Source organism: Dysgonomonas sp. ZJ279 (assembly GCF_011039205.1).
Taxonomy (GTDB): Bacteria; Bacteroidota; Bacteroidia; order Bacteroidales; family Dysgonomonadaceae; genus Dysgonomonas.
This window is the reverse complement of the sequence record NZ_JAAKEL010000019.1, coordinates 24,539-48,558: the sequence shown is the minus strand read 5'-3', so window position 1 is coordinate 48,558 and position 24,020 is coordinate 24,539. Positions and strand designations below refer to the sequence as shown.

The window sequence follows — 24,020 nt, the reverse complement described above, 5'->3', positions numbered from 1 at the left end:
TAAAATATTATGGAGAGCAAGGGAAAGGATTATATCTTTACTCTTGCTCTTTTTACTTATAAATAATAAATGAAATTATAATGGGACACAATCACGACCATTCTAGTGGTGGACACAATCATACGCATAATGCAAATAAAAAAGCACTGACAATTAGTTTTATTCTGATTGCAGGTTTTATGGTTGTCGAATTTATTGGAGGATTTTTAACCAATAGCTTGGCTTTGCTGTCTGATGCAGGGCATATGTTGAGTGATGCAGTAGCCTTGGGTTTAAGTTTGAGTGCTTTAATTTTTGGTGCTAGGGCAGCAACCGCTTCTAAAACCTATGGATATAAGCGATTCGAGATTTTAGCAGCATTACTAAATGGAATCGTACTAATCGTACTTTCTGTTTATATTTTCCACGAAGCCATAGGGCGGCTATCAGAACCTCCCAGTGTAATGGGTAAGGGTATGATAATCATTTCTACAATTGGCTTGCTTATTAATATTCTCGTTGCTTGGATTCTATATTCGCAGGGATCGACAAAAGATAACCTAAATGTTCGCAGTGCTTTCTTACATGTACTTGGCGACTTGTTAGGTTCTGTAGGTGCTATTATTGCAGCTGTTCTTATCATTGCATTTGGCTGGTATATTGCTGACCCGATTGCTAGTATGATTGTATCGTTACTCGTACTTTATAGTGGGTGGAATGTCCTGAAAGAGTCGGTAAACATACTGATGGAAGCTAAACCGAGAAGTGTAGATTCGGATAAAGTAATGGATATATTAAAATCGCTAGATGGTGTTATAGAAGTGCACGATTTGCATATCTGGATGATCACTTCCGAGTTTATTTCTATGACAGTTCATTTGCGTGTACAACCTGATGCGGATAGGGATTCTATATTAGAGAGAGCAAAGTATACTATTAATAAAGAGTTTGGAATAAAACATATAACTATTCAGACAGAAGGGCGGGAATTATGCACTGCCGCTGACAAATGTGGTTGCTAAATAAGAGTTATTTTAATTATTTCTGAGGTAGTGGTTGTGATGCGATACCTGTCATCTGAACGATGTCCGATAATCCAGACAATAGCATCCTTAGAACAAAGCAGCCATATATTCTCTTTCTCGAAAAGGCTTAATTTTTGGTCGGTGAAATAATCACTGACCTTTTTTTTGCCTTTCATGCCGAAAGGTATAAACCAATCGCCTTGTTGCCATCGTCTGATAGTGAGAGGAAAATGTAGTTTGTTTTTATCTATATATAAAATATTCTTGTCCTTTTCAATATTGAGATTGGGGCTATTGAAGATAGTTTCTATTTTGAAATTTACCGGAGAGAATAGGGTGGTGGTTGCCTCATTTATTTCAAAGTTGTTATTACTCGTGTTGGTTTCTTCTTTTTCACTTATAACAAGTTGGCCTCTATCTTTTAATACCCTATGGGTATTCGAGTAAAATATTTTTCCGGATATACCATTCAACGCATTGAAAATGCCGTCAATAGTTTCGGAATTGAATTTATAAACGGAAAGTATTTCGAACAGAATTGCTTTAGGCTCATTGTATTTAATGAGCTTTTCTATGTCGATTTTATTCCCGTTAAGAATCTCTGACTTTGCTTTATCTATGTAGTCAAGATAAATATTTTGTACTTGCAGTAAATATTCGGCTGTCTGACTAATCGAATCTTTTACAGATGGATTAATTGTTTCGAGTAGCGGAATTACATTTAACCTGATCTTATTACGTGTGTAAATATCTTCGTTATTAGTACTGTCTGTGACATACGATATATTTCTTTGGCTTAAATAACTTGTTATATCATTTCTTGTCAAGCAGAGTAATGGACGGATAATACTTCCGTTTTGTGCCGAAATACCTGTCAATCCACGAATACCTGTTCCACGGATAAGATTGAGAAGAATGGTTTCTACCGAATCATCCTGATGATGAGCTACCGCTATACTTACAGCTTTATGCTTAATTCTTAATTCTTCAAACCAATTATACCGCAATTCCCTTGCAGCCATTTCAATAGAGATAGCTTTATCTGCCGCGTATTTGTTCGTATCGAAGTCAATACTATCGAATTTCAGATTATAAGTTTTGCATAAGTCTTTTACGAAAAGAGCATCACGATTCGATTCTTCATTACGCAGATGAAAGTTGCAGTGAGCAACAATACATTCGTAGCCAAGTTGATGTAGCATATCGAGTATAGCTACAGAGTCAGCTCCGCCACTTACACCCACAATTATTTTATCTCCTGAATCGAGTAATTGATGATTAAGTATATATTGTTTTACTTTCGATAGAATCATATTCTTGCAAAATTAATAGAATATATTGTATATCGATTAAAATAGTTCTCTCTATAATTTTTTACAGAATATAAGTACTTTTTTATCATCTGCTAGCGTAGTAGCGAAAATGTATAAATCACCTCCATCCTTAAGACCGGTTCGCTTTCTTAGTTCATCGGTCGACAGAGGAAAATTGCGTGTCGTTATATTAGCTTGTTTTATATTTAGCAAATGTTCTTTCAGTTCCTTTTTGTTAAGACTGCACATGCCCGTTATTTCAAATTTACGTCCATAGAAATCTGTATGTAATTCGTCTGATGTGTACAGATGGCTGCTAACATGTAGTTTGTTCAGATCGAAAGCTTTTGCAATGCTTTTGTATGCACCGCCTTTAGTAATGGAACTATTCGGTTCGTAGAGATATTTACCCAATTCGAAAGCAAAGTTTACGGTTGTTGATTCTTCATCCTCTTTACTAAAAATAAATTGATCGATCTTATTGTTTAATATATTGATGCAATGTAGTTGAGTTTTTTTACTTTCATGAGACTTGATAAATAAAAGCTCTTTACATTCATTTGCAACACTGATTATATAGACATCCGATATGTTACGCATCGATCTTATGGCAAGAGATATGTCGAGCATAGGCGACAGCTTGATCATTGTATATTTAGCTTTCTGCTCTAATAGTTCCTCTATTTCTATAATATTGGGAGTGCAATCTTCTATTAAAACCGTTTTCCGTCCGGTAGAACTACGGCGTGCCGGGTCTATATAAATCAAATCTACGGATTGCATTGCTTCCAGATAAGCGATTGCATCTGTATTTACAACATCTGCATTATTTAAGCCTAATTTGGTAAAATTATGCGCAGCAATATCGACAAGTTCAGGTTGTTGTTCTACATATGTAGCCTGCTTGAAATTTTTGGCAATAAATGAAAAATCAATACCGAAACCACCCGTCAGATCTACCATTGTGCCTCCGTGAAATAAATCGGCTTTGAATTGGGCTGTATGTTCTGAGGAACATTGCTCCATAGATATGTGCTTAGGATAAAGCAACTCGTCATTCTTATGCCAATTCGGAATTTTCTCTTTAGCTGTCTGTCTGCCGGCTATTTGTTGAATAGCCATTTGCATATCAATTTCAGGATACCGCTTGGCTTGTAGTGCGAGTTTACGGATATCATCGTTTTCATGCTCTTCGATAAAGAGTTTTGTGGCAGATGACAGATTCATTCTTTTATTTTAATGAAAGGGCTTAATGTGCTTCCTTTTGTTATGGAATCGGGAACGATTATTTTTATTGAATCTTTCTTATTAAGTCTATTTTTAGGTTTGATAAATAAGTCTTTTAATTTGTCGAAGTCTTTTTTGTAGACAATACCTACACCTTGTGTTTGCGATGCGTTACCTGTATAATAGTATTTCTCGTTATAGTGATTATAAGCTTTTACACGCCAACTACCCGAATTGTCCAGTAGATATTCTAAGTCAACATCACCAATAAGTGCAGCCTCACTTTTAATATATGGGTCATCCCGATAACCAAAGTTTCCATTGAGAAGTAGTCTGTCGTTTAACAACTGGCTCGAAAGTATCAATTCGACCTCGGTAGTTGTGAATTCAGAATCACTTGTGCGGATATTAGTGCCCAATTGCCATCTTTTATCTATCTGGTTTACTATTTTACTTAGTTGGTTAGAGAGAGTTGCGGAAGCGACAGCCGCAAAATCGGATGTCTTTTGATCGGTATTAGCAAAATCGGGACTGTAGAATTTAGACAGCAGCAGCAGATATGTTACCTGTTTGTTTATCATATCTTCTGTATTGATAATGCTCTTTACCTGACGCTCTACTTCGGCGTCTGCCGTTGGGAACGATATGTCTAGCCCAACATTCGGATGCTTTAATGGTCCGGATAACTTCAATATACAATTAACAGGGATAGTTGTTTGTCCCGATTGCACAGCTAATTGTCTATCGAGGTCATTTAGACTTGCTGTTATTTTGTATACCGCACTCACGTCCAGAATAGCTTCGAATGGATCACCTCTGAATTGTACACTGCTACCATCCTGAATAGCAAAGTTACGTTCCATCAGTCGTTGGAACGTGAAATTGTAATTTCCACGGTTGATATTATAAGTTCCATAAAGGCGTGGAGATGCGTTACTGTTCCATTGAAACTGCATTGTTCCGTTTCCAACACCGCGAAGAATATCTCCACCAACAGGGTCCATTACTAATTCGACAACAGCATCGGGCGTAGCGTCAATATAGAAATTCATATTTATTTCCATCCCCGATTCTGTTTTGATCGGAGCTAGTAAAATAGGAGCTTCAGCCGTTAGTGAATCGGTAGGTGCATTCTTATCTTTATATGTGATAAATGTATATTCATTTACAATATTATCCATAAAGTTCATACGAACAGCTGTATTTTCTTCAGTTCGCATACTGATATCTATATTCACTGCACTTTCATCACCACTTATAGTTCCTTTACCACTACCAAATACTTTACCAAAAAATAATGGATTTTGTTTTTCGGTAGCATTGTAAACCATAAATTTATTTGCCGATAAATCGACATAGTACATAAAATTAGCAAAGAAATCATGTGCTACTTTTCCTGTTCCTATGGCTGTATTTTTATTATCGTCGGTAAATACTATATCATTAAAATAGATCAAGTCTTTTTTAAGATGGATTGTGTCGGAGAACGAATAGTTCGTATTTAAGAAGGAAATGCCAATATTTCCGTCTTGAATATATGCATCTCCCTCGACTGTAACTTTAGAGAAATTACCGAATAAATGTACTTTCCCTGTTCCCCTGCCACTTATGTTGCTGAATATGGTTTCTGCATATGTCTTTAAAAAGCCGATATCAATACTATCAGCGTCAAAGTTGATAGACAAGGCTTGTTTTATCGGATCGATGGATCCGTCTACATTCGTCGTTTTGTTTTCTTTACTTATTATTGCTCCGCTAAGAATAACTTTATTCGTTTCGTCGTCAAGCTCACTGAATAGTTTCAGTTTACCGAGTTCAGTGCCATTAAATTTGAAATCTTCTACTTCCAGATTCGTATTAGCATAAGGTTTCTTTTCTATGCTCGAAAGAAATAAACTACCCGTTGCTTTTCCGCCAAATTTCAGGACATCGATAGCAAGTGTTTGAAATATATATTCAAGATTAATATTCTTGAGTTCAGTCTTTAAAATTTCTTTAGGACTGTTATTCGAGTACTTCCCGTTGATTTTTATTTCCTGACTACCATCATCATTATATACCAGAAAATTATCAATTCCGACAATGTTTTCCTGTATATGGATGTGTGATTGTTCCATTTTCCAAACGGCATTGTTTAGGACTAGTTCACTCGGTAATACATCTACATCGATTTGCAATGGCTCTTTATTTTCTCTTGTAAACAAAGTTGAGATTGCAAATTCTCCTTTGGCTTTCTGTTTTCCATCGTTTGCAAACGTTATGTTAGTGGTAACAAGATTATTTGATGCAGTTGCTGTAAGTGCAATGTCGTTAATCGAATTATTTTTGCCGGCCATCAGTAGATTCACTTTAGTCGTAATCAAGTTATTCTGATTGTCAGCGACAACATATCCCGATTTTATATTTGATCCTGCAGCTTTAATTGATGGAGCAAATACCTCTACTTTAAATTTATCCTGAACATTATTATAAAATCCTATAATTTTGGCAGGGCTAAGTACCACTACAGGTAAATTGAGAATATTACTCAGGCTCTCTGAATTATTTATCTGAAACTCGAATGTCAGATTATTTTCTTTTTCGTCCGGCTTCTTTTTTTGCGGAGCGTTGATTAATGCTGGTAAATAAGGATGCAGTGTTTGCAATACACTATTAGCCATCGTGGTGAAAGAATACGCCCCCCTAACTTCACCATTTAGTATATCCGATTTTATATTCAATTGATTCATAGCAGAATCTTTCGACGCTTCTATCAAAAACTGATTCATATGGAAATGTTTATCTCCACTCACAAAATCCAACGTATCTATTTTAAGGTAGCCTACTGCATCGTCTATATTTGCTCCTTTGAAATTAGCACGCATAACGAAAGACAGATTAGAGTCTTTTAATTTATCTGCCAACTTCAAATCGTCTAATTCCAGATTGTATGCGTGGGCTTCGAAATTGAGTTCCGGTAAATTTTTATCCGATAAATCGAATAAACCTTTTATATTTAATTCTCCATTGGGCGTGTTTGCATGTAACTTTCCATCCACACGCAGACCATCATAATCCGCGTCGAACGTGATATCTTTATATTCGTAAGTTTTATATGCAAAATCGTGAATTATACCTTGCGCATTGCCCCTTAGCTTTCCGTATTTGGGTTGTTCGAGGTCAACAGTAATATTTAGAGATGTTTTGCCAATATCTTTATTGTCTAATAGCCTGCCTAAATCGAAATTTGAGGTATATACTTTTCCTTTTGCGTATGAGTTTATTCCTTTTGTCGGATTGATTCCAAAAAGTATATCTGTCTTGACGATGCCAAGTTGTGTATCTAGGCTACCAAATGCAGTCAATTGGTTGAGATATCCCGATATATCACCTTGGAACGAGATAGTCCCCAGATTGGTTATTTGCTTTGGCAGTTTATTTTTGTTTTTGGAAAGATTGCCGACTATTTCTTGTATTCCTTCACTACTAACAGTCAGGTTATCTATGCTTCCGAGTATGTACATCTTATCAGACTGTCTTAGATCCTTTATTTCTACATTCGAGATGAGGTGCATCTTATCGCCTAAGTCGAGTGAGAAATCTTCTACTTGTAGATTGTCTATCGTTCCCGATATATGCCCTCTCAATGTCACATAATTGTTGAAGTTTTTCAGAAGCGGTACAAAGGCTGATACATCTTTGGGCGCTATGTACGATGGTGCAATTATAAGATCTAGGTTCGCGTAATCGAGAATGTCTGCATGTATCGAATCCGCAGGTTGAGCAAGATTGACTTCGCATTTGTCGAACTGTAGAAATGATGAAGGCATATCGAGTCTGAACCCTCTCAGGTACGCTTTATTGTCTTGAGTGATAAGCCGACCGGTAAGATTTGTGATTTCAAGTCCGCTTTTCTCCTTTAGGTTTATACTCTTTATCTGGATGTTGAGAGAGTCGGGTAGGAGTGATTTTAGAGCGAGTTTTGCGTTTAGATTCGAAACCTGTATGTGATTTTCATCGAATATATTCTCTTTAGCGGGTTTGTCTTTTACATTGTAATAAAATTGTCCGTTCGAAATATTAACAGCACTCAACTTGATGTCGAGCTGACTTTTAGGTTTATCGTCTTTTGATTTGAATGCTTCGATAATGTACTGAATATTCAATGGCGCATTCGTAGAATCTTTTGATAAATGGACTTCGAAGTCAGACAGCCATGCAGAGGTAATAACTATCTTACTCTTAGCTAAAGCAAAAAGATCGATGCTGGCTGATATTCTATCTGCCATTAATACTTTTTCGTTCGATTGATCGTAAAGGTAAACGCTATCCAACTGGATGGAGTTGAACGGTTGGAAGCTAAGTTTTCCTATGCCTAATTCTGTGCCTATCTTAGCTTTAAGCTCGTCAACAATAATACCTTTGGCATATTCCTGCACTGCCGGCATATTCAGTAATCCGAATACTAACGTGATCAGTCCCAAGATTACACCCAGAAAGGTTAGAAATATATGCTTAAATCGTTTTATAGCGCGATATTTTTAGTACTACAAATTTATTAAAAAAAAGGGTTTGCACCAGTTTATCGCTTGCTATATTTTACTATAATTTAGCTATTAAGAATATTTAAGTACATGAGCTCACTATTTCTCTCTCGATTGTAGCCTTGTTAATCCAATAAGGCTGTCATATCGTTCTCCGATAGGTCGATAATAGACAAAAATAGTGTATTCGTTTTCTGTCTCGAAGTAATTCCCTTCGATTGTGCCTGTTGAATAATTATTCCCCATTTTGGTGAGGTATTGATAATTATACAATCCTTGTTTTAGTAATAAAGTGAGTTTGTATTCTTTTGTATTATAATCGTATTTCATCTCATATTTATCAGAGAATGTATTATTTGTAAAGTCTCCGTTTATATAGATACTTTCAAGTAGAGGTTCGTTCATCGCTAACGTAAAATGAGTGAAGAAATAATCGGCCTCAGTGTCGCTGAAATTGCTTTCTCGGCTACGTATTACGAAACGTCCGTTTTGGTCTTGGTCGTAACTGTAAGAGCGATTTGCCCGTACATTGTCAGTAGCTATATACATCGAATAATAAGGCTTGTCGTATTTGATATGCGCAACATTCATGCCATTAGCTCTGTAACTACCGGTTTCGAATCGGCGATATTCGTTTCCTGCTTCAAATATGAGATCACGACTGTGCTCATAGATCATTCTACTGGTATTTATAAAGCTTGGTTTGGTCAATTGTCGTTCATTATCTATTCTGTTATTCTGTTGAACGAATACTTTTAGTTCAGACAGTGGCTCCCGAATACTTAGATTGGGAAAATTGACGGTGATTCCTAATTGCTGGTGTTCCTTATTTGAATCTATATCTGTATTTGTCGATATCACATAACCGACATTTACCTTTGTGTCGAGTACCGAAAAACATGCCATTAGCAGTATGTTATCAGGATTATCTTCTTCGTATACCTCTACTGCATAATTTCCTGCAAACCTCAATTTCACATCTCTATTTGGAATATCCAGATTGAAATGTGTATATATCATTGTCGTATTTATAGATGGAGCGTCATCTTCTATCGGATTATCGTTAAATCCATCGAGATATTCTATATCGGATAATTCTTTCGATTTTTTCCAATTGGCATCACAGTGTGTAATGCGGTATCTCAGTCTGTGAAACGAATTTTCTGAAATCCGGTCAAACCCAATATGGACATATTCATTGCTGTTTAGCTTCATGATAGGCTCTCTATTCCAATCGCCATTTATATTCACCTCAATAGTATGTATTTCGGGCGATATAGCTAGTGTTCTATAAGCTTGCGACCATGCTGTAATACAGGTCAATAGAAAGATGACAGTAAGTTTGAATCTATTCATTGGGATATAGAAATGGGTATACGCAAATGTAATAAAAAAAACTGCAAGGTGTAATTCTTGCAGTTTTAGTTATATAATTTAACAGAGTTATTATTCCTCTATATCTTCTTTCATATTGTGGAATACATTCTGAACATCTTCGTCATTTTCAAATTTGTCGAGAAGTTTCTGTATTTGCTCTTGTTGTTCTTTATTAAGCTCTTTCAGATCATTCGGGATGCGTTCGAATTCTGCACTATGAATTTCAAATTCATTTTCTTCAAGATATTTTTGAATATCAGAATACGACTTGAATTCTCCGTAAAGAATGATATCCTCGTCATCGTTTTCTATTTCATCTACACCATAATCGATAAGTTCCAGTTCCAGATCTTCGAGCGAAACACCTTCTTTGGGTGCTATTTTGAAAACACATTTATGATCGAACAAGAATTCAAGGCTACCCGATGTCCCTAGCGAACCACCAAGTCTATTGAAGTAGCTGCGTATGTTGGCAACAGTACGGGTCGGATTGTCGGTAGCTGTTTCCACAGCGATAGCAATACCATAAGGGCCATATCCTTCATACAAAACCTCTTTGTAGTCGGCACCGTCTTTGGCTGTAGCTTTCTTTATAGCGCGCTCGACATTTTCCTTCGGCATATTCTCTTTCTTCGCTTGTTGCATCAATACACGAAGACGAGGATTTGTATCAGGTTCAGGACCAGCCTCTTTAGTTGCTATTGTAATTTGTTTACCAAGTTTAGTGAACACACGAGCCATATTGCCCCAGCGTTTCATCTTAGTTGCTTTGCGATATTCAAAAGCTCTTCCCATAGTTTTTCTATATATATATGTACGGTAATAAATTTTCTGTATGCAAAATTATAAAAAATATTCATATACCGCTAAAAAGAATGCACTCACTAATTATAATGATTTTTATTAGTGAATATAGCAATATTTAGGGATTGCCGCAGTGTTGATCTTTCTTTTCCTTTGCGTCGTTTTACCAACGTAAAAATAAATTCAATAAAAACACTCTTAACAATGAAAAAAAATAGCATTTTGCTACTTATTCTGTGCTGTATTACTGTTTTTTGTCAGGCCAAAGATATTCGGGGATCAGTAAAAAGTTCGGACGGTGAAAATCTCGAATATGTAGCTGTTCATATAGTTGGTACCCAGAGTGGTAGCATAACCGACTCTTTAGGTGTATTTATGATCAAAAATATAAATCCCGGTAATTATAAATTGACAGTTTCTTTACTCAATTATAAAACAAGGACAATCGATGTAGCTGTCCGTTCAAATACGGAGATAACGGATGTTCCGGTAATTATATTGGAAGAATCTGCTCAGAATTTGGGTGAGGTTGTTGTCTCGGCTCAAGCTCATAAATATACTACTCAACGTATATCGGGTTCTATTCGTCTCAATGAACCATTGATTCAGATTCCTCAGAATATACAAGTTATCAATAGCGATATAATGCTCGATCAGCAAATAACCAGTATGAGCGACGGTATTACCCGTAATGTCAGCGGGGTAACCCGTCTTGAGCACTGGGGCGATTCGTATACGCGCGTAAACATGCGTGGTAGCCGTGCTGCTGCATTTCGCGAAGGTATGAATGTAACGTCCAACTGGGGGCCTCTAACGGAGGATATGAGCTTTGTAGAACGTATCGAATTTGTAAAAGGACCAGCCGGCTTTATGATGTCGAACGGTGAACCCAGTGGTATTTATAATGTGGTAATGAAGAAACCCACAGGACAGAGAAGAGGACAAGCTTCGTTTATGTTCGGTAGCAACGATCTGTATCGTGCTACATTAGACCTAGATGGTGTAATGGATAAAGAAGGTAAGCTATTATATCGTTTAAACCTGATGGGGCAAACAATGAATTCGATCAGACAATATGAATTCAATAAGAGATATAGCGTTGCTCCGGTTATTACATACGATATAGATGATAAAACGAAGTTGACAGCGGAATATGCTTTACAATATATGCAATCTTCTAATACAGGATCGTTTTACAGTTTCTCTCCAAATGGATATGCCGATCTTCCGTACGATTACTCAATATTAGAACCGGGGCTAGAACCCACAGTTATAAAAGATCATAGCCTTATTCTAAATCTTCAACATGAGTTGAGTAAAAACTGGAAGTTGACTGCTCAGGCTGCATATTTCAATTATAATAAAGAAGGTAGTTCGATGTGGTATGGATCTGTGGCAAGCAATGGTGATATGATCAGAACCGTAAGTATAGGTGATGCTATTAATGAGATGAAGTTTGGTCAGGTCTTCGTAAATGGAGAAGTGAAAACGGGAGCCGTCAACCATCGTATATTAGGAGGTTTGGATATTGGTGATAAACATTTTTGGGGAGACTGGAGCCAAACTCATGCATTGGATTCAGTTGGTACATATAATATTTATGACACAAATCGTAAATCGGGTAATCCATATTGGGGATATCCTCAATTCGACAGAACCCGAAGTATGAAAGAGAGAGCTAATACTACTCAAATTTCGCAATCGTATACAGGATTGTATGTGCAAGACGAATTAGGTTTCTTTGACGAAAGACTAAGATTAACTCTTGCCGGTCGTTACACATTTGTGAAAGATGATTCGTATGGAACTACTGTGACTGATGAGAAACATTTCTCACCCCGTGTCGGTCTTAGTTTCTCTATGGATAAAAACTCGTCAGTGTATGCTCTTTTCGATCAAACTTTCAGTCCGCAAATGGGATTGCTCCGTGGCGGAGATAAAGTGAAACCGATAACCGGTAGTAATTGGGAATTAGGTTTGAAACGTATGTGGTTTGGTGGTCGATGGAATACAAGTCTTTCGGTATATCAAATAATGAAAAATAATGAAACAACTTCTGACCCTGATAACAAAGGAGATGAAACTTACCTTATTCAAGTTGGTCAATCGAAAGCTCAAGGGGTAGAATTCGATATGATGGGCGAAATCGTTAAGGGGTTGAGCGTTGTTGCCAACTATGCTTATACCGATTATAAAGTGACAAAATCGATAAACGAAAAACGACCTGTTGGTATGCGTTTACCAGGACATGCTAAGCATCTTTTCAATATATGGTTGAAATATCAGTTTTCAGAAGGTATTCTTAAAGGCTTCAATATTGGTGGAGGTCAGACATCGATGCTTGATCGTAGTACATGGGGAGGGCTTGTCGATGGCAAGTCGGGTTTACCTGATTATTATAAGTTTGATGCGGTTGCAGGTTGGCGCAAAGGAAATTTGATAATAGGATTGAATGTATTTAATGTCTTCGATAGATATTTATACAGTGGTTCTGTGTCGGGTAATGTATATTATTGGCAGTCCGAACCTAAACGTAACTTCAGAATGGGTATTACCTATAATTTCTGATCGTTGAAATGAAAAAACTATCATTTAGAAAAATAGCTTACTGGTTGCATCTTTGGCTCGGGGCACTTTCGTCACTTGTAATATTTATTGTAGCTGTCACAGGATGTATTTACGTTTTTCAATTAGAATTACGAAGCATTTTTCAACAATCGCAATATGTGGAGATACAAGATAGACCGTTTTTGTCACCTTCGGAGCTAAAAGAAAAAGCTAACCAGTATGTATATGCAGTGGCGGCCGATAGCGCCAATGTTATCTATGGTGTAGCCTATGGCAAGAGGGATAAGGCTGCCACGCTTGCGTATAATCATTACGAGGATGGATATACAATATTAATGTTGAATCCTTACTCGGGAGATTATATTTATAAGCAGACATTGAAAGGCGATTTTTTCAGAATCATTCTTGCAGGACATCGTAGTCTGTGGCTACCTTACGATGTTGGGCGTCCTATTGTGGGTTGGTCGGTTCTGGTATTTGTTATTGTAACTATTTCGGGAATCGTACTTTGGATTCCTAAAAGATGGAATAGAAAATCGTTGAAATCTATTCTTACGATCAAGCGGAAATCAAATTCATATAAGCTCAATTACGATTTGCATAAAGTTATAGGATTCTATGTGGCACTAATCGCTCTTATAATATCTATAACCGGTCTGACATGGAGTTTCAAATGGTTCGCAAATTCTTATTATACTGTTATCTCGGGCGGAGAAGAACTGAAACAATGGAAACCGGCTTTGTCTGATACGACATTGACAGCCTCGACTCTCAACTTGGATGATCGACTATGGCAACAGGTGAAGCAAGAGTATCCGATAGGAGAGCAGGGTACATTTATGTTCGATTTTCCTAACAAGAAAGCGGATGCTTACCGCATTTGCTTCAATCCGGCGAATGATGATACATATTACAAAAGACATTTTCGTTTCTTCGATCAGAATACGCTGGAAGAACTCGAAGGTGGTGGTATCTATGGCACTGCTTACGAAGATTCGTCTGCCGGTGATAAGCTTTATCGTATGACCTACGATATTCATGTTGGAGCTATTGGCGGACTACCGGGTAAGATAATCGTTTTTCTTGCGAGTTTAGGTATTGCCAGTTTGCCGGTCACCGGATATATCATTTGGCATAAGAAAAGAAAGAAATCAAAGAAGGGGAAGAAATAGATATATAAACTTTCTATCGATAAAAAGCAGATATAATTAATATGAATTATATTTGCTTTTTCTTTTATACGAAAATATCTGCGCATAGCTTGAAAACAATGAGATGGAAAAACTTAGATATCTAAAAATAGATGCTTTTATTGCCGGAGAGTCTAATGGGAATCCTGCTGCATGCATATATCTTGAAAAGGATCAGATTTTATCTGAATCTGATATGCAGAATATAGCCAAGGAGCATAAAGGCTTTGTGTCCGAAGTTATTTACTGTGCTATGGTTGATAGCTCTTCGTGTAATTTGAGATATTACTCGTCGGAATGCGAAGTCGATTTTTGTGGACATGGTACAATTGCGTGTATGTACCATTTACTAAAAACGGATGAACAGCTCAAACAACTACCCGAAATAAAAATAAATACAAAGAAAGGCAGTTTAGTAGTTTATAACGAGCTTCAATCTTTAGATGCAGTTTTCATAACAGCTCCAAACCCCGAGTATTTATCGGTGACAGTTGCAGCAGAAGAAATCTCCGAGAATTTAGGCGTTGCAAAAGATGTACTGAACAAGCAGTATCCTATCAATTTTATTAATGCCGGCTTAAGAACTCTTATAGTACCGATTAGCAATCTGGATAACATATTAGCCTTAAATCCAGATGAAGAAACATTGAAAGCTTTCTGTATAACAAATGAGATTGATATTATACTTGTTTTTACTACAGATGTAACTAATGAGAATAATAAGATAAGAACTCGTGTGTTTGCTCCTAAATTCGGTTATCTGGAAGATGTAGCCACAGGATCGGGCAATTCTGCTATGGGTTACTATATGCTTAAGCATAATCTATGGAACAGAGAACCTATTTCTATTGAACAAAACGGAGAGAAAAACGCTTATAATGTAGTTAAATTAAAAATGAGTGAAGGAAAAGTTCTTTTTGGAGGCAGTGCTTCTATGAAAATAGAAGGAACTTATTTTCTTAATACGAGTGATAAGTAAAATAAATACGTAGTGAATAAACCGACTAAGATAAATTTTATTCTACCGTTCAAACCTCGCCGTCCGGCAGGTGGATTTCGGGTAATGTATGAATATGCCAACCGATTAGCAAAGAAAGGATATTCGGTTCATCTTACATATCCTATCCGTACACAGTATATGGAATATCGTTTGCCCTATGTAGCTCGTTATATTTTGTCTAAGGTAGAAGGCTTTCGTAATGATAGGTGGTTTAATTTCGATCCGTCTATTACGATGTCTTATGTTCCCCAAGTAGATGACAGATATGTAGTAGATGCAGATGTTGTAATTGCTACATGGTGGTCTACTGTCTTAGAAATGGGTAAGCTAGGTGCGGCGAAAGGTAAAAAGATAAATCTTATTCAAGGTTTTGAAAACTGGACAGGGCACGAAGACCTATTATATGCTTCGTACGATATGCCTGATACAACAAATGTTGTTGTAGCCTCTTACCTTAAAGAGATTGTAGAGCAGCATACATCTAAGCCTGTTGCATTAATATATAATGCTGTCAATAATAAAGAGTTTTTTGTAAAAGATAAAATAGAAGAGCGAACGCTTGCAACAGTTGCGATGACCTATTCTATACAAGAAATAAAAGGGTCTGAATATGGTCTGAAAGCATTAATGCTTGTGAAAGAAAGATATCCTGAGTTGCAAGCCGATCTATTCGGTGTGTGCCCTCAGCCGGAAGGTTTGCCCGACTGGATCAAGTTTTATCGTGCGCCAGATAATCTTTGCGATATATATAATCGTAATGCGATATTTCTTTCTAATAGTTTTACCGAAGGTTTCCCACTTACACCTGCCGAAGCTTTATTCTGTGGATGCGCATTAATTTGTACCGATATAGCCGGACATCGTGAATTTGCTATTGATGGAGAAACGGCTTTACTTGTTGAGGTGAAAAATGCAGAGCAGATGGCTGAAAGAATTTGTTATTTGATCGATAATAATGAAGAGCGCATCTCATTGGCGCATAGGGGTAATAATTACATTCAACGTTTTAGTTGGGAAAGTGCCATTGAGAAGATGGAAAATTTAATTAAACAGATTGTATAATATATTGAAGATTGTAAATATTTTGCACATTTACTTGTTATCTCTTAAATAATATATATTTTTGTAAACGTATTTGGTTTGGATAATTCATTTCGGATTATCTGATTAAAAGGGAATCAGGTGAAAATCCTGAACAGACCCGCTACTGTAAGTTCTAACGAACAACATTTTGACATTACCCTCGCCACTGTTAGAAACAGTGAGCAGTGAACAGTAAACAACAATTTAGTTGATAACTGATGACTGACAACTGATATGATGGGAAGGCCGTTCAAAATGAGAACAAGTCAGGAGACCTGCCAGACAAAATAAATATTCAGACTTTCGAGGAATAAAGTCTTGAGATCAAATGCACATGGTTGCACGTTTGTATTTATACATTTTGATTATCATTTCATTTCTTCTGTTAAGACTATTCAACTTTAGTCTGGATTAGTATTATACTAAATAAACTGATAATTATAATGAAAAGAAAGTACTTAGGTTTAGTGGCATTTTTTGCTTTGACTTTTACATTCGCATCATGTTCTGATGACGACGATGTAACAAATTCTGATGAAACGGTTGTAATAGAAAATGATAAAGCTCCGGCTACTATGGCTGCCGATGGTTTTTATATTTTGAATGAGGGTAATTTTACTACAGATAATGCCAGTTTAAGTTTCTTCAATAATGACGGAGCTATATCTTATCGCGCGTATGCTGCTGCAAATTCGGGAGAGACTCTAGGTAAAACAGGGCAATTTGCAACAATTTATGGTGATAATGTTTATATAGTATCATTTGGCGGAAATAGGCTCGTAGTAGCAGATGCCAAAACATTGAAAAAGAAGGTGGCTATTGAAAATATTGCGGGAGGCGAAAATGCAGCACGTTCTTTTGTAGGTGTGAATAGTAAGAAAGGTTATATATCTACAAATAGCGGAATTAGCCTCTTTGATATTGAGCAGTTGAAAGTAGGTACAACTATTGCTGGTATTTCCGGCGAAGTTGTTAATATGTGTCTTGCAGGTAAATATGTATTTGCAGCTGTTATCTCGGAAGGTATTTATGTTATAGATACTTCAACCGATAAAGTGGATAAAGTTATAAAAGACAATACAATAAATTCAGTTGCACAAAGCAAGGACGGAAATATTTGGGCTGGTGCTACCAGTAAACTGATTAAGATAAATCCATATACATTTGAAGCAACGACAGAAGTTTCGTTTTCAGATACCCATATCGAATATTCTTGGAATGTAGGGAGTTTTTGTGCCAGTACTCAACAAAATGTTTTGTATTGGAAAGATGGGAATAAAGTTGCTAAATATGATATAAATAGTAAATCGCTTAATTCAGCATTTTATACGCTGGGTAAGCATGATAATGGTGACCAGCTTCTTTTTTATGGTGCAGGATTAAGAGTAGATCCTTTAACCGACAATATAGTTTTGTCAATGACAACAGGTGTATGGGGTAATGATATAAATGTAGTACAGTTATTGACACCTCAAGGAGCATTGAGTAAAACGATAAACGTAAAAGGAGGTGCAGATAATACCGATTACTATTGGTTTCCGGCTATGCCATTCTTTAAAGACGTAAACGCTCCTGCTATATTGACTAATCAAATCGTGTTGAAGCCTAACGAAGAAAAGACTATTGATCTGAATGAAGTAATTGTGGATGCTGATAATGCATCATCATCTATAATTAAGAGTCTGCTTACTTCGTCTGCTGAGGGTGATATTGCTCAATATGAATTGCAAAAAAATATGCTGACCCTGAAATCTTCGGCTAAGACCGGAAAGATGGTTATTAAACTACAAGCAAATTCAAATGGCAAGATCGTAGAAAAAGATATAAGAATAGATGTCAGAAATTGACGCTTGTTTTATTTGTGTATAGGTAAAAGAGAGAGGCTGTCCGTGGTGGGACAGCCTCTCTTAATTTAAGCCCTCTTCGGACTCATTGCTTTACTTAATTTATTTATATCATATCAGTGCTTCTCTTGATGAAATTGTTCAGAGCCTCACCTTTCAACATGCCATTCGACAATAGAGCCAAATCGATAAGCTGACGTACAGTTTTGCTTTCAGCTGCATAAGCTGTTACAGCATCTTTTTCTTTGCCCTCTATATCTGCCATTACCTTTTTGATCAGTGGATGTTCGGTGTTCAGTACCAAATTATAATTATTGGGCATTTCACCATAGAACGACATTCCGGTTTGCATAGCAGACATCTCTCTCATACGACGCATAAACTCGTTTTGAGTGATTTGTATTGGCTGCGCTTTTTCACCTAATGCTTTATAATCGATTGTAAACTCTGTTTTCTCAATTTTAGGAAGTTGAGAAGTGAATGTTTCGCTCAATTCTTCTTTTTGTTTATCGGTGAGATTAACCTCTACTGCGTCTTCCTTTACGATAAGATTGTCAACAGTATCGCTGTCTACACGGACGAAGCGGCTTTTCTCGAATTTTTGTTCGAGCAGTCCTGCCATGTGCACATCTAGCTGACCATCGAATAAAATTACATCATATCCCTTTTCAGTAGCATTGTTAATATAGGTATATTGCTCATCTTTATTGCTTGCATACAAATATATCAGATTGCCTTCTTTATCTGTTTGATCGGCAGATATAAGTGTCTTATATTCTTCGAACGTAAATGCTTTTCCATCTGTATTTTTTAGTAGACAGAATTTTTGAGCACGATCGTAGAATTTCTCGTCAGTCAGCATGCCATATTCGATAAATACTTTCAAGCTATCCCATTTTGCTTCAAATTGGGTGCGATCGTTTTTGAATATTTCCTCTAATCTGTCAGCTACCTTCTTTGTGATGTGATTAGATATCTTTTTCACATTCTGATCGCTTTGCAGATATGAACGGGATACATTCAACGGAATATCCGGAGAATCGATAACACCATGCATCAGTGTTAAGAACTCAGGAACGATTCCTTCTACCGAATCGGTTACGAATACCTGATTGCTGTATAATTGTATCTTATTTTTGTTGAGATCTACATTGCTCTTTATTTGAGGAAAATATAAGATACCTGTCAGTTTGAACGGATAATCGACATTCAGGTGAATCCAGAACATCGGTTCGTCAGACATCGGGTATAGATCCTGATAGAATTTTTTATAATCTTCGTCTTTCAGGTCTGCAGGTTTACGTGTCCAAATTGGATTCGTGTCATTGATTATATTGTCTTCTTCGGTTTCTACCGATTTGCCATCTTTCCATTCAGTCTTTTTACCAAAAGCAACAGGTATAGGTAAGAAGTGACAATATTTCTTTAATAAACGACTGATTTCACCTTCTTCAAGAAAGTTCTTGTTCTCATCATCTATATATAAGATAATGTCGGTACCTCTTTCAGCTTTTTCTACATTCTCCAATGTATATTCGGGAGAACCGTCGCAGCTCCATTTAACAGCCTGAGAATCTTCCCTGAATGATTTAGTAACGATTTCTACCTTTTGTGATACCATAAATGAAGAATAGAAACCTAACCCGAAGTGTCCGATGATAGAATTCGCGTCATTTTTATATTTATCGAGAAACTCATTTGCAGAAGAGAAAGCTATCTGATTGATATATTTTTCAATTTCTTCGGCATTCATTCCTATACCTTTATCCGATATAGTGAGTGTACCTTTCTCTTTATCAATGCTTACACGTACAGTGATATCTCCAAGTTCTCCTTTGAATTCGCCCAAAGAAGAGTATGTTTTTAGCTTTTGTGTAGCATCTACTGCATTCGATACTAATTCACGAAGAAATATTTCGTGATCGCTATACAAGAATTTCTTTATGATGGGGAAAATATTATCGGTTGTAACCCCAATTTTGCCTTTTTGTTCCATAATGATATTTTAAGTTATTAGTTATATTATTTTGATTCTATTAAAGCAAATAAGATGCCAGACAGATCGGACGTGTCATATTGTCTTGTTAGATCCTTAATGTTCTTAAAATGAATAAATTATTGAGGGCTTAAATTGTTAAAAATAGGCTTATTTTGGCTGATAGATTTTTTTTATGTCATATTTAACATGTTTTCTGCATGTGTTAAATATCTATTAATCAATACATTAATTTGTAGCTATTAGTTGTTTTGACAATTGTTTCTTAAAAAAACTATATTTATTTCATTTTAACTAAAAAAACTCGTTACATTTGCTTTATAATTAATAAGAAATAAAGATTCTTATGACTTGAAAACTAATGGATTATTTATCACGCTAAATACTGAAATTATGAACACAACTAATCACAAAAATAATAAAGAGTTTGAAGATAAATTAGTCGATCTTCAAAACAATATGATGAATTTTGCATTAACTCTTACATCTAACAGAGAGGAAGCAAAAGATTTGCTACAAGAAACAACACTAAGAGCGCTGGATAATAAAGAGAAATATTATGAAAACGTAAATTTCAAAGGTTGGGTGTTTACTATTATGCACAATATATTTGTGAATAACTATCGTCGTGTGGTTCGTAGCCAAACAATGATAGACCAAACCGAAAACCTGTACCATTTGAATATGCCTCAGGATTCAGGCTTTGATACTCCTGATGGTGCTTATACAGTGGCTGAGATTACAAAAGTGATCAATAGTTTCTCTGACGAGTACAAGGTGCCTTTTACAATGCATGTTTCAGGGTATAAATATGAAGAGATTGCTCAAAATCTTGTTTTACCTATCGGTACAGTAAAAAGCCGTATTTTCTTTGCAAGAAAAAGACTGCAAGAATTGTTGAAAGATTACAGATATCAAGATAAAGACTAACTTCCGATATAAGTTCGCAAAAGGGTCTGCAATACAATATTGCAGACCCTTTTTATTTTGAGAAATAAAGCTCTTTTAATAAATAAAACAAATGTTATATCACGTTTATTTATTAAGTTTGTACAAGAAATTATAAATAATCACGATTTTAATTAAGTTTATATGCACAATTGGTTTGAATGTAAGGTGAGTTACGAAAAAATGCTCGAAAATGGAATGCAAAAGAAAGTAACAGAACCTTATTTGGTTGATGCTTTATCTTTCACTGAAGCAGAAGCTCGCATTACAGAAGAAATAAGACCATATATCACAGGCGAATTTACAATAGCAGATATAAAAAGAGCAAAGCTATCAGAGTTGTTTTTTAATGATAACGGAGACCGCTTTTTTAAAGCTAAAGTTTTCTTTATCACACTGGATGAAAAAAGCGGATCAGAAAAGAAAACAGCAGTGCAAATGTTGGCTCAGGCTTCTGACCTTAAGGAAGCTCTTCGAGTAGTTGAAAAAGGTATGGAGGGAACGATGGCCGATTATACTATTGGATCATTAGCCGAAACATTGATAATGGATGTTTTTCCATATTCGGAAGATGCCAAGAGGAAAATTATATTGACTTAAGTTTAGTATTTGGTAGATGAGTGTTGCTGAAAATATAATAAAAATAAAAAAAGACTTACCGGCGAATGTAAAGCTTGTTGCTGTATCTAAATTTCACACGGCAGATACTGTCCGCGAAGCTTATGATACCGGGCATCGTATTTTCGGCGAAAGCCGAATGCAAGAACTGAGTGAGAAGCATCAGCAACTACCCGATGATATAGAGTGGCACTTCATAGGCCATTTACAGACAAATAAAGTAAAAGCTATAATTCCATACACTCATACAATACACAGTGTAGATAGCTGGAAGCTATTCGCCGAAATAGAAAAGCAGGCTGCAGTATTTGAGAAGCCTATATGCTGTCTGCTAGAAGTGCATATTGCAAAGGAGGATAGTAAATATGGTTTTTCTTTCAACGATTGTCGGCAATTTATGGAGCAAGGCGAGTGGAAGAAGCACAAATATGCTTATATTGGTGGTTTGATGGCAATGGCTACTAATACTGAAGACGAAACTCTGATACGAAAGGAGTTTAAAAACCTAAAATCTTTCTTTGATGAACTGAAGGCTAACTATTTTTCAGAGGATGATTCGTTCTCCGAAATATCGATGGGAATGTCAGGTGATTATAAAATTGCTGTAGAAGAGGGATCAACTATGGTGCGCATAGGTTCGTCCATTTTCGGAAATCGGGAGTATTAATGCAAAATACAAAATAGATTATGAATATACAACAGTTGGAATATATTATCGCCGTAGATAATCATCGGCATTTCGCTAAGGCTGCTGAAGCGTCTTTTGTGACTCAACCTACCCTGAGTATGATGATTCAGAAGCTTGAGGATGAGTTGGGGGTGAAAATATTCGACCGTAGCCAGCTACCTGTTCAACCGACTGTTATTGGTACGCAGATTATCAATCAGGCACGTGTTATCGTTTCGCAGGTTAAACAAATAAGAGAAATTATTCAGGAAGAAAAAGGTGTTGTGCAAGGGATATTCAAGTTGGGTATAATCCCGACGATTGCTCCTTACCTTTTGCCAAAATTAATGCAGATTCATGACAAGAATGGTTTCGATATAGTACTTGTGATAGAAGAAACTACGACAGGGCAGATAATAGATAAGCTATTGAATGGTGCACTTGATGGCGCTATATTGGCCACACCTTTGAAAAATGATAAGATTAGCGAGCATCCGATTTACTATGAACGATTCTATGCATATGTATCTCCTCGCGAGACTTCACTATATGCCAAGAAAGAATTGGAAGAGGATGATTTGAATGTTAATCGTCTTTGGTTACTCGAAGAGGTTCATTGTTTCCGTAGTCAGATATTACGTATTTGCAACACTCGAAAACGTAAGAGTTCTCATTCTTTGTTTTCGTATGAGGCTGGAAGTATCGGGACTTTGGTAAACATTGTCGACAACAATAGTGGATTGACTATAATACCCGAAATGGCGATTGAAGAACTGTCTGAAAAACAAAAGAAGAATATTCGTCCATTAAAAGGGATGAATCCTGTTCGTGAGATCAGTCTTATTACCCGTCGCGAATTTTTGCGCGAGCGCGTACTTGATATAATTATTTCGGAAGTGAAAGAATCTGTGCCTAAAGAATTATTAAATCCAGATTTGAAGAAATTTGTTGTGGATATTTAATTCTTTATTATCTTTGCATCCGCACCGGGGAATTAGCTCATCTGGCTAGAGCGCAACGCTGGCAGTGTTGAGGTGATCGGTTCGAGTCCGATATTCTCCACAGAATTAGAAATCCTCATACAGAAGTGTTTGAGGATTTTCTTTATTATTGAGAGGATTATTCCTAACCTTAATCTATAATATTTATGAGAAAACTTATTACACTACTTTTATTGATTCCTTTTGTTTTTGCTTGTTCATCAGATGATAATGAAGTTGATTTAACTGTTACATTTAAAAGTTATACTGAAGATGGTAATATAATACCAAGACCTAACTCAAGAATATGGATATATGAGACAAAAGGTGAAGATACGGTTGGATGGATATATCGGGCTCAACCTCAGCGCTGTGTAGAAAAAAAAGATGGTACGATTATTTATCCTAAATATGTCTTTGAAGCAAATGCTAGTGGAGTTATCAACGGAAAGATTGGAGATTACACTTCTTATATTTATGACTTTGAATCACTTTTAGGTGATATGGTAACAGTAGGGATAGATAATTTTGAAACAAAAAGTGAACCTGTAATAATAGAGAAACTTTTTCGTGATTAAGTTGTTTATAATTAACTTGTTATTTGTATAATCGCATATTAAGATTGATACTTTTCCTCGTATTTACTATTTTACTCTTTTAAATTATCTAATTATGTTTTTGGCATTGTTATCCATACATTCACTAGATGAGTCCTAAATTTCGATCTTCATTCCACAAAAAATATAATCTTCAGACAGAATTGTTTGGGGATTTATTATTTTTCAGTTGAGGAAAGTAAAATATAAATAAGCAAGCCCTAATATTATTAGAAATACGATTGGCAAACCTATGAGAGTATTAATACAACCATGACTCAG

17 protein-coding genes, 1 tRNA gene and 1 riboswitch are annotated in these 24,020 nt (G+C 36.1%); of the genes, 12 read left to right on the top strand and 6 right to left on the bottom strand.

Annotation, left to right across the window (positions count from 1 at the left end; genetic code table 11):
• Positions 1 to 80 precede the first annotated feature (80 nt).
• On the top strand, positions 81 to 1,001 hold the full coding sequence (locus G7Y57_RS14630) for a cation diffusion facilitator family transporter (protein ID WP_165025730.1): 921 nt from the start codon (positions 81 to 83) through the stop codon (positions 999 to 1,001).
• On the opposite strand, the gene tilS is transcribed toward G7Y57_RS14630, so the two are convergent.
• The 5 genes from tilS to G7Y57_RS14605 all read right to left on the bottom strand — a co-directional run bounded on the left by tilS (position 998) and on the right by G7Y57_RS14605 (position 10,239).
• Positions 998 to 2,317 (bottom strand): tRNA lysidine(34) synthetase TilS, encoded by a 1,320-nt coding sequence (gene tilS / locus G7Y57_RS14625; RefSeq protein ID WP_165025727.1) that lies wholly within the window; start codon positions 2,315 to 2,317, stop codon positions 998 to 1,000. The two genes, G7Y57_RS14630 and tilS, sit on opposite strands and share 4 nt — an antisense overlap.
• Positions 2,318 to 2,368: 51 nt before the next feature.
• Positions 2,369 to 3,544 carry a class I SAM-dependent methyltransferase gene (locus G7Y57_RS14620; RefSeq protein WP_165025713.1) on the bottom strand — a complete coding sequence of 392 codons (1,176 nt, stop codon included), beginning with the start codon at positions 3,542 to 3,544 and terminating at the stop codon, positions 2,369 to 2,371.
• A complete protein-coding gene (locus G7Y57_RS14615) occupies positions 3,541 to 8,007 on the bottom strand; it encodes a translocation/assembly module TamB domain-containing protein (protein ID WP_255491474.1) in 4,467 nt (1,488 codons plus the stop codon). The genes G7Y57_RS14620 and G7Y57_RS14615 overlap by 4 nt, the downstream gene beginning before the upstream one ends.
• A 159-nt stretch (positions 8,008 to 8,166) precedes the next feature.
• On the bottom strand, positions 8,167 to 9,423 hold the full coding sequence (locus G7Y57_RS14610; RefSeq protein WP_165025711.1) for a DUF5103 domain-containing protein: 1,257 nt from the start codon (positions 9,421 to 9,423) through the stop codon (positions 8,167 to 8,169).
• 90 nt (positions 9,424 to 9,513) lie between these two features.
• Positions 9,514 to 10,239, bottom strand: coding sequence for a YebC/PmpR family DNA-binding transcriptional regulator (locus G7Y57_RS14605; RefSeq protein ID WP_165025708.1), 726 nt, complete (start codon positions 10,237 to 10,239; stop codon positions 9,514 to 9,516).
• 213 nt (positions 10,240 to 10,452) lie between these two features.
• Between G7Y57_RS14605 and G7Y57_RS14600 the strand changes: the two genes are divergently transcribed.
• The 5 genes from G7Y57_RS14600 to G7Y57_RS14580 all read left to right on the top strand — a co-directional run bounded on the left by G7Y57_RS14600 (position 10,453) and on the right by G7Y57_RS14580 (position 17,936).
• On the top strand, positions 10,453 to 12,816 hold the full coding sequence (locus tag G7Y57_RS14600; RefSeq protein ID WP_165025705.1) for a TonB-dependent siderophore receptor: 2,364 nt from the start codon (positions 10,453 to 10,455) through the stop codon (positions 12,814 to 12,816).
• Positions 12,817 to 12,824: 8 nt separating this feature from the next.
• Positions 12,825 to 13,988, top strand: a complete 1,164-nt coding sequence (locus tag G7Y57_RS14595) for a PepSY-associated TM helix domain-containing protein (RefSeq protein ID WP_165025702.1) — start codon at positions 12,825 to 12,827, stop codon at positions 13,986 to 13,988.
• A 103-nt stretch (positions 13,989 to 14,091) separates the two neighbouring features.
• The gene (locus tag G7Y57_RS14590; protein ID WP_165025699.1) at positions 14,092 to 14,985 is read left to right on the top strand and encodes a PhzF family phenazine biosynthesis protein; all 894 of its coding nucleotides are present in this window, start codon (positions 14,092 to 14,094) and stop codon (positions 14,983 to 14,985) included.
• A gap of 12 nt (positions 14,986 to 14,997) precedes the next feature.
• Positions 14,998 to 16,068 (top strand): glycosyltransferase family 4 protein, encoded by a 1,071-nt coding sequence (locus tag G7Y57_RS14585; RefSeq protein ID WP_255491473.1) that lies wholly within the window; start codon positions 14,998 to 15,000, stop codon positions 16,066 to 16,068.
• Between the two features lie 57 nt (positions 16,069 to 16,125).
• Positions 16,126 to 16,387: riboswitch (cobalamin riboswitch) on the top strand.
• Positions 16,388 to 16,532: 145 nt separating this feature from the next.
• Positions 16,533 to 17,936: a DUF5074 domain-containing protein gene (locus G7Y57_RS14580; RefSeq protein ID WP_165025696.1), complete on the top strand. Its 1,404-nt coding sequence runs from the start codon at positions 16,533 to 16,535 to the stop codon at positions 17,934 to 17,936.
• A gap of 103 nt (positions 17,937 to 18,039) precedes the next feature.
• Here the strand turns inward: G7Y57_RS14580 and htpG are convergent, their stop codons facing one another.
• Positions 18,040 to 19,929 carry a molecular chaperone HtpG gene (gene htpG / locus G7Y57_RS14575; RefSeq protein WP_165025694.1) on the bottom strand — a complete coding sequence of 630 codons (1,890 nt, stop codon included), beginning with the start codon at positions 19,927 to 19,929 and terminating at the stop codon, positions 18,040 to 18,042.
• Between the two features lie 393 nt (positions 19,930 to 20,322).
• Between htpG and G7Y57_RS14570 the strand changes: the two genes are divergently transcribed.
• The 6 genes from G7Y57_RS14570 (at position 20,323) to G7Y57_RS14545 (ending at position 23,720) form a co-directional block, all read left to right on the top strand.
• Positions 20,323 to 20,859: an RNA polymerase sigma factor gene (locus tag G7Y57_RS14570; protein WP_165025691.1), complete on the top strand. Its 537-nt coding sequence runs from the start codon at positions 20,323 to 20,325 to the stop codon at positions 20,857 to 20,859.
• A gap of 162 nt (positions 20,860 to 21,021) precedes the next feature.
• Positions 21,022 to 21,477, top strand: coding sequence for a DUF4494 domain-containing protein (locus tag G7Y57_RS14565; RefSeq protein WP_165025689.1), 456 nt, complete (start codon positions 21,022 to 21,024; stop codon positions 21,475 to 21,477).
• A gap of 16 nt (positions 21,478 to 21,493) precedes the next feature.
• On the top strand, positions 21,494 to 22,162 hold the full coding sequence (locus G7Y57_RS14560) for a YggS family pyridoxal phosphate-dependent enzyme (protein ID WP_165025686.1): 669 nt from the start codon (positions 21,494 to 21,496) through the stop codon (positions 22,160 to 22,162).
• A gap of 20 nt (positions 22,163 to 22,182) precedes the next feature.
• A complete protein-coding gene (locus G7Y57_RS14555; protein WP_165025683.1) occupies positions 22,183 to 23,124 on the top strand; it encodes a hydrogen peroxide-inducible genes activator in 942 nt (313 codons plus the stop codon).
• Between the two features lie 26 nt (positions 23,125 to 23,150).
• Positions 23,151 to 23,224, top strand: a tRNA-Ala gene (locus tag G7Y57_RS14550).
• 85 nt (positions 23,225 to 23,309) lie between these two features.
• Positions 23,310 to 23,720 carry a hypothetical protein gene (locus tag G7Y57_RS14545; RefSeq protein ID WP_165025681.1) on the top strand — a complete coding sequence of 137 codons (411 nt, stop codon included), beginning with the start codon at positions 23,310 to 23,312 and terminating at the stop codon, positions 23,718 to 23,720.
• Positions 23,721 to 24,020: the final 300 nt, after the last annotated feature.